Here is a 15,866-nt window from a genome sequence, read left to right on the forward strand (position 1 = left end):
ACTCGATCCCGGCCGCCTGACTCAGGCGGGCAGGCGGGGCACGCTGTCGATCAGCCGGCGGGTGTACGGGTGCTCCGGGGCGCCCAGCACCCGGTCGGTGGGGCCCTGTTCGACCAAGCGGCCGCGTTCCAGCACCGCGGTGCGCTCGCACAGGGAGGCGACCACCGACAGGTCGTGGCTGACCATGACCAGGGTGAGGTCGCGCTCCTGCTTCAGTTCGGCGAGCAGGTCGACGACCTTCACGCGGGTCGTGAGGTCGAGCGCACTGACCGGTTCGTCGGCGAGCAGCACGCGTGGGTCGCAGACGATGGCGCGGGCGATGGCGATGCGCTGCCGCTGGCCGCCCGAGAACTCGTGCGGGTAGCGGTCGGCCGCGTCGGCGGGCAGCCCTACCCGCTCCAGGGCGGCGGCCACCTTCGGCGCGGCGGTCGTACGGCTGTCCAGGCCGAGGGAGCGCAGCGGTTCGGCGACGATGGCGGCCACGCGGCGGCGCGGGTCCAGGGAGGAGTACGGGTCCTGGAAGACGCACTGCACGCCCCGCCGGAAGCGGCGCAGCTGCCGGCGGTCGCGCGGGGCGAGGGGGTCGCCGTCGAAGCGGACGGTGCCGCGGGTGGGGCGGGCGAGGCCGAGCAGGAGACGGAGCAGGGTGGTCTTGCCGGCGCCGGACTCGCCGACCAGCGCGAGCGACTGTCCCGGTTCGACGGCGAGGGACACGCCCTGGACGACGTCGGCGGCGGCGCCCCGGTAGCGGACGGCCACGTCGTCGAGTTCGAGTACGGGGGTCATCGGGCGCTCCTCAGGTCCAGGGCGGCCTCCAGCTTGCGGGCTCCGGCGACGAGCGTCCTGGTGTACTCGGCGGTCGGCGTGCCGATCACGTCGAGGACCGGCCCCTCCTCGACGGCCCGGCCGTCCTTGAGGACGAGGGCGCGGTCGGCGATCTTCGCGACGACGGCGAGGTCGTGGCTGACGAACAGCACGGCCATCCCGCGTTCGCGCACCAGGGTGTCGAGCAGGTCGAGCACCTCGGCCTGCACGGACACGTCGAGGGCGGTGGTGGGTTCGTCGGCGATGAGCAGGTCGGGCTCGCAGGCGAGGGCCATGGCGAGCGCGACGCGCTGGCGCTGGCCGCCGGAGATCTCGTGCGGGAAGGCGCGGGCGATCCGGCCGGGTTCGGGCAGCCGGACCCGGTCCAGGGCCTCCCCCACGGCGGCCTGCAGCTGCCTGCCCTTGAGGCCGGTGCGGCGGGCGAGCGGCTCGGCGATCTGCCGGCCCACCCGCATCAGCGGATCGAGGGCGGTCAGCGGTTCCTGGAAGACCACGGCCGCCCGGCGTCCGCGGACGGCCGTGAGCTGCTTCTCGGTGGCGCCGACGACCTGCGTGCCGGCCAGTGTCACGCTCCCCTCGGCACGCATCCCGTCGGGCAGCAGGCCCAGCAGGGCGAGCGTGGTCAGGGACTTGCCGGAGCCGGACTCGCCGATCAGGCCGAGCCGTTCGCCCGCGTCGATCCGGAAGGAGAGGTCGTCGACCAGGGTGCGGCCGTCGGCGGTGTGCACGGTCAGGCCGTCTACGTCGAGGAGGGTCATGACCGCCTCTGTCGGGTCGCCGGGTCGAGGGTGTCGCGCAGTCCGTCGGCGATCAGGTTGACGCCGACGACCAGCAGGACCAGCAGGACGCCGGGGGCCAGCGCGCCCGCCGGGGCGGTGGTGAAGGTGGCCTGGGCCTCCTGGAGCATGCGGCCCCAGGAGGCGTTGGGCGGCGGCGCGCCGAGACCGAGGTAGGACAGGCCGGCCTCGGCCAGCACGGCGAGGCCGAACTGGAGGGCGAGGTTGACCACGAGGGTGGGCCAGATGTTGGGCAGCACGTGCCCGGCGACGGTGCGGGGCCAGGAGGTGCCCGAGGTACGGGCGGCGGTGACGTAGTCCTGCGCGAGGACCCGCTTGACCAGGATCCGCACCAGCCGGGCGACGACGGAGCTCTGGGCCAGGCCGATGGCCAGGACGGCGGAGCCGAGGGTGGCCGAGCGGGCGGCGACGACGAGCATCGCCAGCAGCAGGGTCGGGAAGGCGATCAGGATGTCGAGGAAGGCGGCGAGGGTGTCGTCGAGCCATCCTTGCGCGAACGCGGCGAGCACCCCGAGGGTGACGCCGATCAGCGCGGCGATCAGCACCGAGCCGAGACCGGCCTCGACGGCGATCCGCGAGCCCGTCATCAGCTGGGTGAACAGGTCCCGGCCCAGCTTGTCGGTGCCGAGCAGGTGTCCGTCGCCGGGACCGGCGAGCCGGCCGCCGGAGGTGTCGTCGGTGGCGTAGGGCAGCCAGACCAGCGAGACGAGCGCGAGCAGCGCGATCAGGCCGGTGAGGGTGCAGCCGGCGAGCAGGGTCACCGAGCGGCGGCGGCCGCGGGCGGGTGCGGCGGCCGGGGCCTGGTCCAGGACGTCGGTCGTGGTCATCGGGCGCCTCCCGACAGCCGGCCGCGCAGCCGCGGGTCGATGATCCGCTGCACGAGGTCGGCGACGAACCCGATCAGCAGGACGGCGAGAGTGGAGACGAACAGGACGCCCTGGATCACCGGGTAGTCGTGCTGGGCGATGCCGGTGGCGAGCAGCGAGCCGAGGCCGGGCAGGGCGTACACGGACTCCACGACGACGGCGCCGAGCAGGGTGGAGGCGAGTTCGATGCCGAGCACGGAGATCACCGGTACGGAGGCGTTGCGCAGGCCGTGCCGCCACATGGCGGTGGGGAAGGACGCGCCGAGGGCGCGGGCGGTGCGCAGGTGGTCGCTGCCGAGGACGTCGAGGGTGGCCGAGCGGACGTAGCGGATCAGGGAGGCGCTCATCACCAGGGCGATGGTCACGACCGGCAGGACCAGGGAGCGGACGGCGTCGGCGGGCGCGGCCCAGCCGTCCTGCGGGAAGCCGCCGGAGGGCAGCCAGCCCGCGTTCAGTGCGAACACCGCGATGAGGATCATGCCGAGCCAGAACACCGGTACCGCCATGCCCAGTTGGGAGACTCCGCTGAGCAGGGCGCCGTACCAGGTGTGCCGCTTGTGGGCGGCGACGAAGCCGACGGGTACGGCGACGAGGACGGCCAGCACGAACGCGGCCAGCGTCAGGGGGACGGTGACGTTCAGGCGGGCGGTCACCTCGGGGCCGACCGGCAGCGAGCTGACGAAGGAGGTGCCGAGGTCGCCGCCGGCCAACTGCCCGAGCCAGTGGGTGAACTGCTCGGGCAGCGGCCGGTCGGAGCCGATCGAGTGGCGGGCCGCCGCGATCTGCTCCGGGCCGGCGCCCACCGAGGTGAGCGCGTTGGCCGGGTCGCCGGGCAGCAGGCGGAGCAGGACGAAGAGCACCACGCTCGCCATCGCCAGCGACACCACCAGGAAGGCGAGGCGTCTGAGGAGGTAGCGCCCCATCAGTCCTTCTTCTTGATGTCGAAGGCGTAGAACTGGGAGTTCAGGCCGTTGAGCGGGTAGCCGGAGAGCTTGGTGCTCGCGACCACGATCTGCGGGTACAGGTAGAGCCAGTCGCTGGCCGCGTCCTCGGCGGTCTGGCGGTTGACCTTCTTCAGCAGGTCGGTCTGCTGCGCGGTCGTGGTGGCCTCCTCGGCCTGCGCGACCCACTTCGTGACCTGCTTGTTGTCGTAGCCCCAGTAGAAGTCGGGGTTGCCGTACCAGACCAGGTCGCGGTCGTTGACGTGCTCCTGGAGCGTCGCCGTGAAGTCGTGGTTCTTGTAGACCTTGGTGTACCACTCGTCGGGCGTGATCGTGTTGATCTTGACGTCGATGCCGACCTTGGCGAGCTGCGCCTTGATGAAGGTCGCGGCCGTGGGGTGCGGGTCGTAGTTGGGGGTGTCCAGGGTGAAGGAGAAGCCCTTGGCGTAGCCGGCCTCGGCGAGCAGCTGCTTGGCCTTGGTGACGTCGTAGGCGTTGACCTTGGTGAGGTCCTCGTACCAGGGGTCGGTGGGCGGCACCATGGAGCCGATGAGCTTGCCGTAGCCGCCCCAGACCGACTCCAGGAGCTTCTTGTCGTCGATGGCGGCGGAGACGGCCTGCCGCACCTTGACGTCCGTGAAGGGCTTGGCCTTGTCGTTGAAGGCGAGGAGCAGCTTGGTGGTGGAGTTGCCGTCGTTGACCTTGTAGTTCTGGTTGCTCTTGAACTGGTCCAAGGCGTCCGGGGACTGTTCGCTGGTGACCACGTCGACGGCGTTGGTCAGCAGGGCGTTGTTGAGGGCGGTGGCGTCCTTGAAGTAGTGGAAGACGACCTGCTTGTTGGCGGCCGCGTCGCCCCAGTAGCCGCCGAAGGGGTTCAGGCTCAGGGCGGAGCCGCGCGTCCACTTGTCCAGCGTGTACGGGCCGGTGCCGTCCTCGCCGGTCTTGAGGTTCTTCGCCTGGGAGTTGATGATCCAGACGTAGGAGAGGTTGTAGACGAAGGAGATCGACCGCTGGGACAGCGTGACCTTGACGGTGTGCGCGTCGGGGGTGGCGATGTCCTTGACGACTTCGAGGTTGCTCTTGCGGGCGGACTGCGAGTCGTCGGCGAGGACCTTCTCCAGGCTGTACTTGACGTCGGCGCTGGTGAGTTCCTTGCCGCTGTGGAACTTCACGCCGTCGCGCAGGGTGAAGGTGTAGGTGAGGCCGTCGGCGCTGGCCTTGTAGTCCTTCGCGAGGAGCTTGTCGACCTTGCCGTCGTCGGTGAGACGGAAGAGCCCTTCGTAGACGTTGCCGTTGAGCGCCTCGGTGACGCCCTGGCCGCCGCCCGCGGTGTTGTCGAGGTTCTGCGGCTCGTACAGGGAGCCGATGTTGACGGTGGCGTTCTTGTCCCAGGTGCCGCCGGAGGCGCTGGTCGCGGAACCACCGCAGGCGGTGAGGACGAGCGCGAGGGATGCGGTGGTCGCGGCGGCGTACAGGGCGGGCTTGTTCAGTCTCATGGCGTGCGTGCGCTTTCGTGCTGCGGTACGGGGAGGGGGCGTCGGGCGATCAGTGCTGTGCGGCGAAGCCGTCGCGGAAGACGGGGTGCTTCTCGCCGGCCTCGACGGGCAGGTGGAAGCGGTTCTGCCGCGGCGGCATCGGACAGTTGTACTGATCGGAGAAGCCGCAGGGCGGCACGAAGGCCCGGTTGAAGTCGAGGACCACCCGGCTGTCGTCGGCGGTGCGCTCGACGAACAGGAAGCGGCCGGCGCCGTAGGTGGTGTCCCCGTTGGTCGGGTCGCCGAAGACGAGCAGGAGGGTGCCGTCGTCGTCGAAGGCGCTGAGGGTGTACTCGCGGCCGTCGACGGTGAGCGTGATGTCGCCGGGGACGACGAGGTCGCGACTGCCGCCGTTGTCCCGGATGTGTTCGAAGGCGATCCGGCGGGCGCCCGGGACCGGGGTGAAGGCGGCCTCCAGGACCCAGGCGGGGTCGTACGGGAAGGTGTCCACGCCCTCGAAGTGGCGGATGGCGGGCGCGTCGGCGTCCCAGAAGCGCAGGCCGTGCTCGGGCTCGCCGGTGACGAGGTCGGTGCGGCTCAGCGTGGTGACCGTCACGGTGTCGGGCTGCCCGGCGCGGGCGGCGTCGGCGTCGGCCTCCTCCCCCGCCGGGAGCCACCGGGTCTCGACGAGGGCGAGGTTGCCGGTCGGCGAGGTGAGCGCACGACGGCGCCCGGCACACCAGGCGTCCCACTCCTGTCGCGGGTCGACGGGGGCCGGGGAGGCGGAGGAGACGGACACGTCGGTACTCATTCGGCTAGCAGGGCTGGACCGCCACGGAAAGTCACAACGTGGCCAAAGCAAGTACTTTATCCGCCATAAGATCGCCTAATGTCAAACACCCGTCTCGACCATTGAGACGGGTGATGGACCAGGTCACGGCTGGTCGCGCCACGGACACGGGTGTTCGGGGTGAAGCCATTCGAGGTTCACGCTCACAGTCGGCGAGATCCCGGCACTCTACGTAGTCGCTCGACTTCGGAGGTCCGGCTCCGCGTGGCCGCATCCGTACTGCCCCGCCACTGCGAATTCTCAGTGTGTAGTGCGTCCGGTTGCACTACGTCGATGCGGCTTGCCCTCCTGGTGCACGCGGGAGGGCAAGTCCCAGGAGGGGCGCGGCAGCCGTAACCGCAGCCTCACCCCCATGGAGCCCGAGATCGGCTGCCGGTATGGGGGCCGAGAAGTGATGGATACCTGTTGCGAAGCAGCGATCACTTCACTTGGTCCTGATTCCGCGGAGATTCCTCTCTCGCCGAACCTGATCACGCCGGAACTCGGCGGGAGACATACCGACTTCCGACCGGAAGACGCGAGAGAACGCGGACTCCGAACCGTATCCGACCAGGCCGGCGACGGTGGCGACCGTATCTCCCGTCGATGAAAGAATCTCCGCCGCCGCCATCACGCGCGAGCGTGCGAGAAAGACACCGACCGTCATTCCAGTTTCCCGCGTGAAATGTCGCAGGAAGGTTGCCCGCGACATGGCTGCCAGTTGCGCGAGCCGCGAGATGGACCAATCATTTCCCGGTTCTTCCAGGACCGCCTGCACGACTTCCGCGATGCGAGGATCCGACGAGGCCGTCCAGAGGGCTTCTCCGGTCGCGGAGCCCCGGGCAGAGCGCAGAACCATCGCAAGAAGCACCGTGGAAAAGGCGGAGAGGATCACCGATGTCCCCGGCCCTCTGTTTCCGGCCTCGCTACGCATGAGTTCGCTGAGGGTTCGCAGCATTGTGTCAGTTTCAACGGAATCACCGAAGGAAACATGAACGGGATCCGGGAGCGTACGGAACAACACGGCGCCGGCTCCGGGATCGAACGCATAGTGCCCACAGAACAAGTCGATCACGGGACTTCCGCCATCCGCACTGTGTGTGGTGATGAACGACTCTTCCTCCACCTCAGCCGTCGGAACCTCAGGATATTTCCCTGGCGTAATGACCCGATGTGCCGCCCCGCCGGGAATCAACACGAAATCGCCCGGCTTCATGTCCACCACCATGTTGGACACGAGCAGCTGGCACTCGCCCTCCAGAAGTACATGGAACTGCGCTTCAAGGAATTGCCGCTCGCCCACGTCCATCCTGGTGGCTGCGCCCAGCAGGCAACGCCTGTCGAGCGTCGCGGTGACCTTTGCCAGGCGAAGGAGGTGACTTACCGGATCCATCGTGTGTGTCTTTCGGAGTGCGAGGCGGTGTGTTGAGGCGGTGTGTGAGGCGGTGTCCTGAGTGGTGATCTTGTCCGCTGCGGGGCCATCGGCGCGCGGCCGTCGCGTACGTGCTGTGAGACGTTCGAGCCGAAAGTTGATCCTGAGCAGCCTGTCTGTCGCATTCTGGTCCGCGCAGACTCGACTCAGCAAGGCTTGATGCCGCCCCTGAAGCACAGAAGGAGCAACGATGACCACGCTCACGCCGGTCACACCGGACGAGGCAGCCGACGAGGTCGCGGACCTCTACACCCAGATGCGGAAGACCATCGGCGCCGTCCCGAACATGGCCCAGTACATGGCCGTCAACCCTGCGGTGCTCAAGGCATGGCTCGCGCTGGCCGGAGCGCTCAAGGAGGGTGTGCTGCCGCCGGCCGTCCGCGAGCGACTGGCCCTGAGCAGTGCCGAGTACAACCGGTGCACCTACTGCCTGTCGGCCCACAGCTTCCTCGCGAAGAACGTCGCCAAGATGGACGAGGCCGAAATCTCGATGGCCCGGGATGCCGCTTCCAGCGAACCTCACACGGACGCCATCCTCAAACTCTCCGACGCCATCTCCCGCGGCCGCGGGTCGGTCGCCGACGAGGACCTCCGGGAGGCCCGGGACGCCGGTGTCACGGACGCGCAGATAGCCGAGGTGATCGGCAATATCGCGCTCAATACCCTGACCAACTACTTCAATCGGTTCAACGACACCCCCAACGAGTACCCCGAGCTCGTCACGCCACGGTAGGAAGCCTCCTTACCCTCACGGGACTCACGTATGAAATAGCCTGGCGGCGTGGCCCCAGCCCTTTAAGGCCATTCGCCATATCATCGGAGAGATAATGCAGCAGAAGAGCAAGCCCTTCGAACTGGCTGACGTCACCATGCGTGCGCGGGAAATCGGCGAGAGCGTGTACGCCGTCATGGCCGCGGACGTCGACGAGACCGACCACACGGCGACGAATGCCGGATTCGTCGTCGGCGAATCGGGTGTTCTGGTGATCGAGTCGCTGAGCAACGGACGCCTGGCCTCACAGGTGATCGGCGAGGTGCGCAAGATCACCCCCGCGCCCATCCGGTTCCTGGTGAACACCAGTTTCCACGGCGATCACTGCTTCGGTAATTTCGCCTTCCCGTCCCAGACGGTGATCATCCACCACGAAGCGACGAAGCGCACCATCGAGGAACGATTCGAGCAGGACCGGGAATTCATGATCGGTCTGCTCGGCGCGAAGGAGGGCATCGAGGAGGTGGTGCCCCGCTCGGCGGACGTCACGGTGACCGAATCATGCTCTGTCGACTTGGGCGGCAAGCATGTGGACATCGCCTATATCGGCTTCTGTCAGACAGAGGGCGATCTCGTCGTCCGTGTCCGGGAAGACAACGTCATTTTCGTCGGCAATGCCCTGCAGGCTCCGCCGCCCGCGTTCCCGTGGTTGCTCGACGGTCGAGTAGCCGACTCGCTCGCCACTTATCGGCGCCTGTACGAGATGCTCGACGACGACACCCTGATTGTTCCAGGCCACGGTGGGACCATGCACCGCTCGGACATTCTGCACTCGATCTCGTACATCGAACGTCTCACGAGCCTAGCCAGGGACGCGAAGGACCAGGGGATGTCGCAAGAGCGGATCCGAGAGGCGCTGGCGATGAAGGAATACAGCGACTACAGCATGTACGACTTCATTCACTTCAACGTCAACATTCCCGCGGCCCTGGCGGAATGACCCCATGACACGGTACGCGCAAAATCCCGCCTTCTGCCGTGAACTCCTGGCGTTCGCACAGAACGTGGGAGCCTTTCGTGGCCTGAGTCGTCGGCCCATCTTGAAGGATCGCCATGCATCCCGCGGTGATGGACTTCGACAACCAACGAGATCATGCTGTGCCGCATGACGGACGAGAACTTCGACGCGATTGTTATCGGCACCAGCCAAGGCGGCCGATTCCTGCCTCTCGATCTGGCGAAGGCCGGCAAGAGAGTAGCCCTCGTCGAACGCGGTCACCTGGGAGGTGTCTGCGTCAACACGGGCTGCACGCCGACCAAGACCATGGTGGCCAGCGCGCGTCTGGCCTATCAGGCGAGGCGGGGTGCCGAGTACGGCGTGCGCACAGGGCCTGTCTCCGTTGACCTGGCCGCCGTGCGCGAGCGCAAAAGGGCCATGGTGGCCGGGGCCCGGGACAACTACACGAGCCGTCTCTCCCAGGACGGACTCCAACTGATCGAAGGCGAGGCGCGCTTCACCGGGCCCCATGCGGTACAGGTCGCGTTGAACGGCGGCGGCATCCGGAATCTCTCCGCGCCTGTGATCGTCATCGACACCGGCACCAGGCCCAAGCCGCTCGCGTTGAACGGCTCTGAGAATGTCCGCCTTCTCGACTCCACGTCCATCATGGAACTGGGCGAACTCCCCGAGCATCTGATCATCCTCGGAGGAGGCTACATCGGGTTGGAATTCGGGCAGATGTTCCGCCGCTTCGGCAGCGAGGTCACCATCGTTCACACGGGTCCGCGCCTGCTGACACGCGAGGACGACGACGTCTCGGCCGAGGTCGCCGCTGTTTTGAGAGACGAGGGCATCACGGTCCTCACGTCCGTGGCGCCCGACCGAGTAGAAGAAACCGACGACGGCCGGGTACGCCTGACCGTCCTCGGACCGAACGGTGAGGAAAAGATCGAAGGTTCTCACCTGCTGTCGGCCATCGGTCGGGTCCCCAACGTAGAGGCACTTGCGCCGGCCTCGGCCGGCATCCGGTTGCAATCCACAGGTTTCATCGAAGTCGACGAGTACTTGGAGACCTCTGTCCCCGGCGTATACGCGATGGGAGACGTCAAAGGCGGACCAGCGTTCACTCATCTCTCCTTCGATGACTACCGGGTCCTGCACGCCAACCTGGTCGGCGGCGAGAAAGTGAGCATGCGCGACCGGATCGTGCCGTACGCCGTGTTCATCGACCCTCAGCTGGGTCGCGTGGGCATGACGGAACGCCAGGCAAGGGAAGAAGGCCGAGACATTCTCATCGGGAGACTGCCGATGAGCGCCGTCGTGCGGGCCATTGAGACGGGAGAGACACGCGGCTTCATGAAGGCTCTCATTGACGCCCGGACCCACCAGATCCTCGGGGCAACCGTGCTGGGCGCCGAGGGAGGAGAGATCATGTCGATCATCCAGATCGCCATGCTTGGAAAGCTTCCGTACACCGCCTTGGCCGATGCCATTTTCACGCACCCTCTGCTGGCAGAAGGACTCAACAGTCTCTTCTCGGCAGTCGGCCCGGTCGACGCCTAGTGCCCCGCCGGTCAGCGCCGTAGCCGTTGCCGTACTGGCGCTCGGTGCGGGTCAGCGAGTGGGCTGGGTGCGTATGGTGCGGCGGGCGAAGGTGATGGTGCATGCCCACACCACGTAAGAGCCGTCGTTGTCGCGCGTCGGGTCCGCGGCCAACTGGGTGCCGGTGCGCCAGGCGCATACGAACATCCAGCCGGGCCCAGCGGGGACGAGGATGTGGGGTGTGCCGTCCAGGATCTCGGCGGGCAGGCCGGCAGTGGCTCGGCGACCTGCTGGTGGGCGCGGACGCCGGCAACTCGCGGGTACGCAGGGGCACACGCTGTTCGTCAAGTCCCTCCAGCAGCAGGCCGCGCAGGGCAAGGCGGCCGACCGCACGCCGTGCACCCTGGTTCCTGCCGATCCGACCCGGGTCAGTCGGCGCAGCCGGTGGTCGTGGAAGCCCACGCTGCTGCCTGCATGCCCGGCACACGCTCGACCCGCTGCCCGCCACCGACAGGCCACTCGGCGACATCGCCGCCGACTACGTACGCGTCACCGGTCGCAACGCCGACTGCACCCGCCGGCTCGCGAGGGACTCAACGGCGATGGCGGTTGCCGTGGTGTCGCGTCTGGTGTCAGCTGTCGAGGTCGTACACGCCCCAGGTGGTGAACGACTCGGCCTGGACGTAGATCCTGCTGCCTCGGGCGACAACCCGCCGACGCCTGGGGGACGAGCCGTCAGGCAGGGTGAGCAGGCCGACGCCCGTTGACTCGACGGATGTTGCGGTGATCTCTCCGTGGACGAGTCGGTCCCGCTCCTTGCCGTAGCCGCCGTAGAAGGCGACCCGCTCGGCGTGGACGGCCACCGCGTGGGAACCCCGTACGCCGTTCGCCCACACCCTGACGGGCCCACTGGTGCGGTCCGGGCGTATCTCGACGAGCGGGAAGTCCGTGTACGGGCACGCCCAGGCGGCGGCGCCCGACACGTTCAGGGCGTAGCAGTCGAAGAGACCCGGGATGCCGGCGTCGTCCGACGTCCAGACGAGTCGGCCCTCGGCGGTCCAGCAGCGGATTCCGATCGGGTTCTCGTCGAAGTGCCCGACCCAGATACGGCCCGTCTCGTCCACCAGCAGGTGCTCGATGGCGTCCCCTACGGTAAAGGACGAGATCTCGCGGCCGAGCGCGTCGAAGACCTGGACTTGGTGCGCGTCCTCGTGCCGGCGGGCGCGGGACGCGGCGACGACGAACCCGCCGTCGGGCAAGCGGTCCAGGTGCGGCCAACGGACCCGTACGGCGTTCAGTTCGGTGCTTTGGACGGTGCCGCCCGGATCGACGGAGACGACCAGTGCGTCAAAGGGACGGACATCGCCGCGGGGCTGCGGAGCATGTTCGGCGAGCAGCCAGTGAGCGGTGCCGAAGACGTCGACGGTACTGGTCAGGACCTGTCGGTCGCGGTGCTCCTGGGGCAGGTCGGCGTAAGGGACGAGGGCGGTGTTCTGCATGGGCGGGCTCTCCTGAGTGGGTGGTCGGTCGCGGCCATCGGGCGCTGGAGTGAGCGGCGATTTGGCGGCGCGCGAGCGGTGGAGAGCGAAGCGGGCCGCCTAGACGGCATGGGCCTTTCTGATCGTCACGAGGTGATCGTGGTCGACATCCGGTCCATGAACAACCCGTTTCCCGGAACCCCGCGCCGCTCCTCGTCTCCGTACGCGGCGCCGAACCGGCCCGCCGCCAGTCGCAGTACCGCGGAGCGTCCCCGGCCGGGTACCGTCCACAGGTCGTGGCCGCGCAGTCCCCATCGGCCGAGCAGTGTGTTGGCGGCGAGGAAGCCGCTGGTGGCTGCCCGTTCCATCAGGGCGACCGGCAGGCCGGTGCGGACGGTGTCGCCGGCGACGACCAGGCCGGGCACGGACGTGTGCACCGTCGGCCGGTCGCCGTGGCCGCCGACCGGGAACAGCGGGCAGTCGGCCCGCCATTCGTGGCGGGCGTCGACCACCCGGGCCTGGCGGGTCTCCGGATACAGGCGGTGCAGTTCGCCGAGCAGTTCCTTGGCGACGGTCTCCCGGTCCGCGTCCTCGGGCAGGGCGTACGCGTGCAGTTCGAGCACCGAACCGCCCGCGCGGGCGGCCCAGCGGGCGGCCTCGCCCTCCCAGGCGTTGAGCACGCTCACGTTGTCCAGGGCGCCGTATCCGCTGGTGCCCAGGAACCCCGGCCGGTCCGCGCGTACCGGACGGTCCAGCCAGAGGCGGGAGACCAGGAAGGGCGGCGCGTTGCGCAGCCGCGCGATCCGCTCGCGCCATCGCGCGTCGCCGAGGCCGGCCGAACGGGCCACCAGGGAACGCAGCCCGGCCGGGTCCAGGGCGAGGACCACCGCGTCGTACGGCTCCGTACGGCTCGCGGCGGTCACGGTGAAACCCTCTGTGGGCGTCACGGAGACCTCGTCGACCGCCGTGTCCGTGCGTACCTCGGCGCCGAGCCGGTCGAGGCGAGCGGCCAGGGGGTCCCACAGGGCCTGCGGGAACGGCTCGCTGGGCACGTCGAACAGCAGGCCCTCGGAGGAACCGAGGAAGTAGACGTGGAACATCAGTGCCATCTCCGCGGCCGACAGCCCGCGTGGATCGGCGAAGAAGCTGCGCGAGAACACCTCGAACGCCAGGTGCCGGGCGGCCGCGGGGAAGCGGATCGCCTCCAGCAGGTCGTAGGCGCTGACGTGGTCCAGTCGCTCGTACACGTCCGGGACCCGCACGTCCAGCAGCGGCAGCGCGGCGCGCGGCCGGATCCGGGGCAGGTCGCGCACGGAGAACGACTCGCTCAGCGCCACGAACCCGAGCGCGCTCCACGGGGGTGTGCGCGGCACGTGGCGGAAGCTGTCCCGGCGGCCGCTGCCGTGCCGAAGCGGGTAGTCGGGCAGCGCGGTCAGGCCGGTCAGGGCGGGGTCGGTGCGTCGCAGCAGGGACCGCAGGTTGTAGTACTGCCGGAAGAAGGCGTGGAAGCCGCGGCTCATCGTGGCCGCAGACCCGTCGGCGAGCCGGGTCCGCCACCCGGCCAGCCGGCCGCCGAGTTGGGCGTCCCGTTCGTACAGGGTGACCCGGATGCCGCGTTCGGCCAGGGCGGTGGCCGCCGTCAGGCCGGCGATGCCGCCGCCTACGACCGCCGCGCGCGGTGCGCCGGTGCCCTCCGCGCGGGCGGCGCCGGACGGTGCGGGCAGCAGTGTCGCCAGCTTGTCCCTGCCGGGGAGAGGCGGACGGGGGCCGCGGGCCGGGGCGGTCATCGTCCCTCCCCGTCCGGGTCGGCCGAGGGGCGGCGGGCGAGCACGGTGTGGGTGATGCCGGTCTGCCAGCCCGGCAGCGGCAGCACCCGCACCCGCTCGAAGCCGGCTCGCCCTACCCGGTGGGCGAGTTGGGACGCAGTGTCGAAGGTGACGACGCTGCGCCACAGGTGCCGGTAGAGCGGCCCGTCGCCGAGCAGCGTGGCGACCGGCAGCACCAGTCCGCCGCAGACCGCGTTCCACACCGCGCGGTGGGCCGCCCGCCCGCTCAGCGCGTACTCGTGCACCGCCAGGCGGCCGCCCGGGGCGAGCATCCGGTAGGCGCCGGCCAGCACCCCGTCCGGGTCCGCGGTGTTGCGCAGCAGGTAGGCGGCGAAGACCGCGTCGAAGGGGCCGTGCACGCCCGCCTCGGCGAGCCCTTCCACCGGCGCGTGCACGAACCGCACCGGCCGTGGCCAGGGCCGCCCGGCCGCGCGCCGCAGCATGCCGGCCGACGCGTCGACGGCGGTGATGTCCGCGCCCGGGAGCACCGCGGCCAGCGCGGCCGTCGAGGCGCCCGTGCCGCAGCCGAGGTCCAGGATGCGCAAGGCCGGACCGCCGGGAGGCAGGCCGAGCCGTCGGGCGGAGCGGCGCAGATGGGCGTGGTAGCCGGGGTTGGCCGCCACCAGCGTGTCGTAACTGCGGGCGGCGTGGTTGAACGCGCTGGCCAGGTCGGCGTCACGCAGCACGGGCATGCCATCTCCGTTGGGGGTCGTCGGGGCGGGGGCGTAGGGTCGGGCCGCTTCGGGGCGGGCCTCATGCCGGCGGGAGGTCTCGGCGCGGGGTGAACGGCAGGGCGAGGACCGAGCCGAGCATCGCGGTGACGGGCACGTGCAGGCCGATGGACAGGTCCTCCGGCAGGCTGGTGCGACCGTCGAGGAACCGCAGCAGGCGAGGCGCGGAGACCCGGTCGAACAGGCGGGTGAAGAAGGCGGGTCCGTCGACGCGGCCGTGGTCGAGTGCGTGCAGCAGCGCGGCGTCCATCAGCCGGGAGCGCCCCGAGTGCGGGCGCGGCGGAAGCGGGTGGCGCCCGGCGTGCAGCGCGGCCGCGACGGCGGCGGCCTGCCGCTGCACCGTGCTGAAGGTGTAGCCCGTCGCGGGCCGGGTGGCCCCGGCCGCGGCTCCGATCCGGAACACCGACGGAGCGGCCTGCCGGGGGAAGCGCGCGTCCGTCATCGGGATCATGCCCTGCTCGCGGGCGGTGACCTCGTGTGCGCCGATCCGCAGGATCCGGCCCGTGTAGTCCCGCAGCGCACGGTCGTACGCGTCGGCGTCCAGTACCTGCCGGGAGAACTCCGTGTACTCCACCAGTGCCTCGTGCGGGCCGGTGGGCAGGACGTAGCCGAAGGACAGCCCGTGCGCCGGCTGCGGGGTACGGAAGTCCATCAACTCCACGGTGGCGGGGTCGAACACCGGCCGCCGGGTGCGTACGAACCAGCCGTGGAAGTGCTGCAGCAGCGTCGTGCGGGCGGCGGGCAGCCGGGCCGGCGGACGCGAGTCGAACACCCAGCGGGCCCGTACGTCCACCTCGCGGCCGTCGGCCCGGCGGGCCCGTACCAGGGCACCGTCGGGTACGGCCGTCACGCTCTCGACGGCCGCCTCGACCGTCGTCACCCAGGGACTCACCCGCAGCGCCCGGCCCGCCAGTTCCTCGAACGCGTCCGAGCCGAGCATCTTGTACCGCCAGGGCTCGATCGCGGCGGTCACCGGCCGCCCGTCGCCCGCCCGCACCCGCAGCCGCTGCCAGGAGGCCGTCAGCGCCCCGTCGTACGGTCCTTCGCCCGCCTCCCAGTAGCACCAGGTGCGGCGCGGCGCGCGCAACGGGCCCGGCGGCGCCGTCAGCACCACCGCCGTCACCGGTCGCGCCCCCGCCGGGGGCCGGGCCAGCAGGAGGGCGAGCGAGAGGCCCGCGGCGCCCGCACCGACCACCGCGACGTCCGGCTCGACCCTCACGGCGGCTCCTTCCCCGGCCCGTTGACCCGACCAGTCTTCCCGCCGCACCGCCCCGGTGGATGCAGCCGTGGGCGTGTCGTGCCGCCGCCCGCTCCCGGCGCCGACAAGTCCACCGAACGGCGCATCCGGCGCGGTGATCCGCGCGGAATGTGTCACGACGCAGCGGAATGTGTGACGACGGAAGACGAGACAC

General features: G+C 69.8%; 14 protein-coding genes. 3 read left to right on the plus strand and 11 right to left on the minus strand.

The window, feature by feature from the left end; translation table 11 throughout:
• Positions 1 to 21 precede the first annotated feature (21 nt).
• The 7 genes from ACIQOE_RS38850 to ACIQOE_RS38880 all read right to left on the minus strand — a co-directional run bounded on the left by ACIQOE_RS38850 (position 22) and on the right by ACIQOE_RS38880 (position 7,369).
• A complete protein-coding gene (locus ACIQOE_RS38850; protein ID WP_365555696.1) occupies positions 22 to 786 on the minus strand; it encodes an ABC transporter ATP-binding protein in 765 nt (254 codons plus the stop codon).
• On the minus strand, positions 783 to 1,583 hold the full coding sequence (locus ACIQOE_RS38855; protein ID WP_401416770.1) for an ATP-binding cassette domain-containing protein: 801 nt from the start codon (positions 1,581 to 1,583) through the stop codon (positions 783 to 785). Before ACIQOE_RS38855 ends, ACIQOE_RS38850 begins: the two co-directional genes overlap by 4 nt.
• Positions 1,580 to 2,449: an ABC transporter permease gene (locus ACIQOE_RS38860; protein ID WP_401416771.1), complete on the minus strand. Its 870-nt coding sequence runs from the start codon at positions 2,447 to 2,449 to the stop codon at positions 1,580 to 1,582. Before ACIQOE_RS38860 ends, ACIQOE_RS38855 begins: the two co-directional genes overlap by 4 nt.
• Positions 2,446 to 3,411, minus strand: coding sequence for an ABC transporter permease (locus tag ACIQOE_RS38865; protein WP_401416772.1), 966 nt, complete (start codon positions 3,409 to 3,411; stop codon positions 2,446 to 2,448). The genes ACIQOE_RS38860 and ACIQOE_RS38865 overlap by 4 nt, the downstream gene beginning before the upstream one ends.
• Positions 3,411 to 4,925 (minus strand): ABC transporter substrate-binding protein, encoded by a 1,515-nt coding sequence (locus tag ACIQOE_RS38870; RefSeq protein WP_401416773.1) that lies wholly within the window; start codon positions 4,923 to 4,925, stop codon positions 3,411 to 3,413. The genes ACIQOE_RS38865 and ACIQOE_RS38870 overlap by 1 nt, the downstream gene beginning before the upstream one ends.
• Before the next feature lie 49 nt (positions 4,926 to 4,974).
• Positions 4,975 to 5,715 carry a DUF1684 domain-containing protein gene (locus ACIQOE_RS38875; RefSeq protein ID WP_365573238.1) on the minus strand — a complete coding sequence of 247 codons (741 nt, stop codon included), beginning with the start codon at positions 5,713 to 5,715 and terminating at the stop codon, positions 4,975 to 4,977.
• 463 nt (positions 5,716 to 6,178) lie between these two features.
• On the minus strand, positions 6,179 to 7,369 hold the full coding sequence (locus ACIQOE_RS38880) for a cupin domain-containing protein (protein WP_401416774.1): 1,191 nt from the start codon (positions 7,367 to 7,369) through the stop codon (positions 6,179 to 6,181).
• Between ACIQOE_RS38880 and ACIQOE_RS38885 the strand changes: the two genes are divergently transcribed.
• The 3 genes from ACIQOE_RS38885 to ACIQOE_RS38895 all read left to right on the plus strand — a co-directional run bounded on the left by ACIQOE_RS38885 (position 7,356) and on the right by ACIQOE_RS38895 (position 10,440).
• Complete coding sequence (locus ACIQOE_RS38885) at positions 7,356 to 7,898, plus strand: carboxymuconolactone decarboxylase family protein (RefSeq protein ID WP_351327062.1); 543 nt, start codon at positions 7,356 to 7,358, stop codon at positions 7,896 to 7,898. The genes ACIQOE_RS38880 and ACIQOE_RS38885 overlap by 14 nt on opposite strands.
• A gap of 94 nt (positions 7,899 to 7,992) precedes the next feature.
• The gene (locus ACIQOE_RS38890; RefSeq protein WP_401416775.1) at positions 7,993 to 8,877 is read left to right on the plus strand and encodes an MBL fold metallo-hydrolase; all 885 of its coding nucleotides are present in this window, start codon (positions 7,993 to 7,995) and stop codon (positions 8,875 to 8,877) included.
• A gap of 165 nt (positions 8,878 to 9,042) precedes the next feature.
• Entirely contained in the window at positions 9,043 to 10,440 is a 1,398-nt protein-coding gene (locus ACIQOE_RS38895) for a mercuric reductase (RefSeq protein WP_401416776.1), read from the plus strand.
• A gap of 611 nt (positions 10,441 to 11,051) precedes the next feature.
• Here the strand turns inward: ACIQOE_RS38895 and ACIQOE_RS38900 are convergent.
• The 4 genes from ACIQOE_RS38900 to ACIQOE_RS38915 all read right to left on the minus strand — a co-directional run bounded on the left by ACIQOE_RS38900 (position 11,052) and on the right by ACIQOE_RS38915 (position 15,673).
• Positions 11,052 to 11,918 (minus strand): hypothetical protein, encoded by an 867-nt coding sequence (locus tag ACIQOE_RS38900; RefSeq protein ID WP_401416777.1) that lies wholly within the window; start codon positions 11,916 to 11,918, stop codon positions 11,052 to 11,054.
• A gap of 125 nt (positions 11,919 to 12,043) precedes the next feature.
• Positions 12,044 to 13,684: an FAD-dependent oxidoreductase gene (locus ACIQOE_RS38905; RefSeq protein ID WP_401416779.1), complete on the minus strand. Its 1,641-nt coding sequence runs from the start codon at positions 13,682 to 13,684 to the stop codon at positions 12,044 to 12,046.
• Positions 13,681 to 14,415, minus strand: coding sequence for a methyltransferase (locus tag ACIQOE_RS38910; RefSeq protein WP_401416780.1), 735 nt, complete (start codon positions 14,413 to 14,415; stop codon positions 13,681 to 13,683). The genes ACIQOE_RS38905 and ACIQOE_RS38910 overlap by 4 nt, the downstream gene beginning before the upstream one ends.
• A gap of 61 nt (positions 14,416 to 14,476) precedes the next feature.
• Positions 14,477 to 15,673 carry a lycopene cyclase family protein gene (locus tag ACIQOE_RS38915; protein ID WP_401416781.1) on the minus strand — a complete coding sequence of 399 codons (1,197 nt, stop codon included), beginning with the start codon at positions 15,671 to 15,673 and terminating at the stop codon, positions 14,477 to 14,479.
• Between the last annotated feature and the right edge of the window lie 193 nt (positions 15,674 to 15,866).

This window comes from Streptomyces sp. NPDC091282 (assembly GCF_044757385.1).
GTDB lineage: Bacteria > Actinomycetota > Actinomycetes > Streptomycetales > Streptomycetaceae > Streptomyces > Streptomyces gramineus.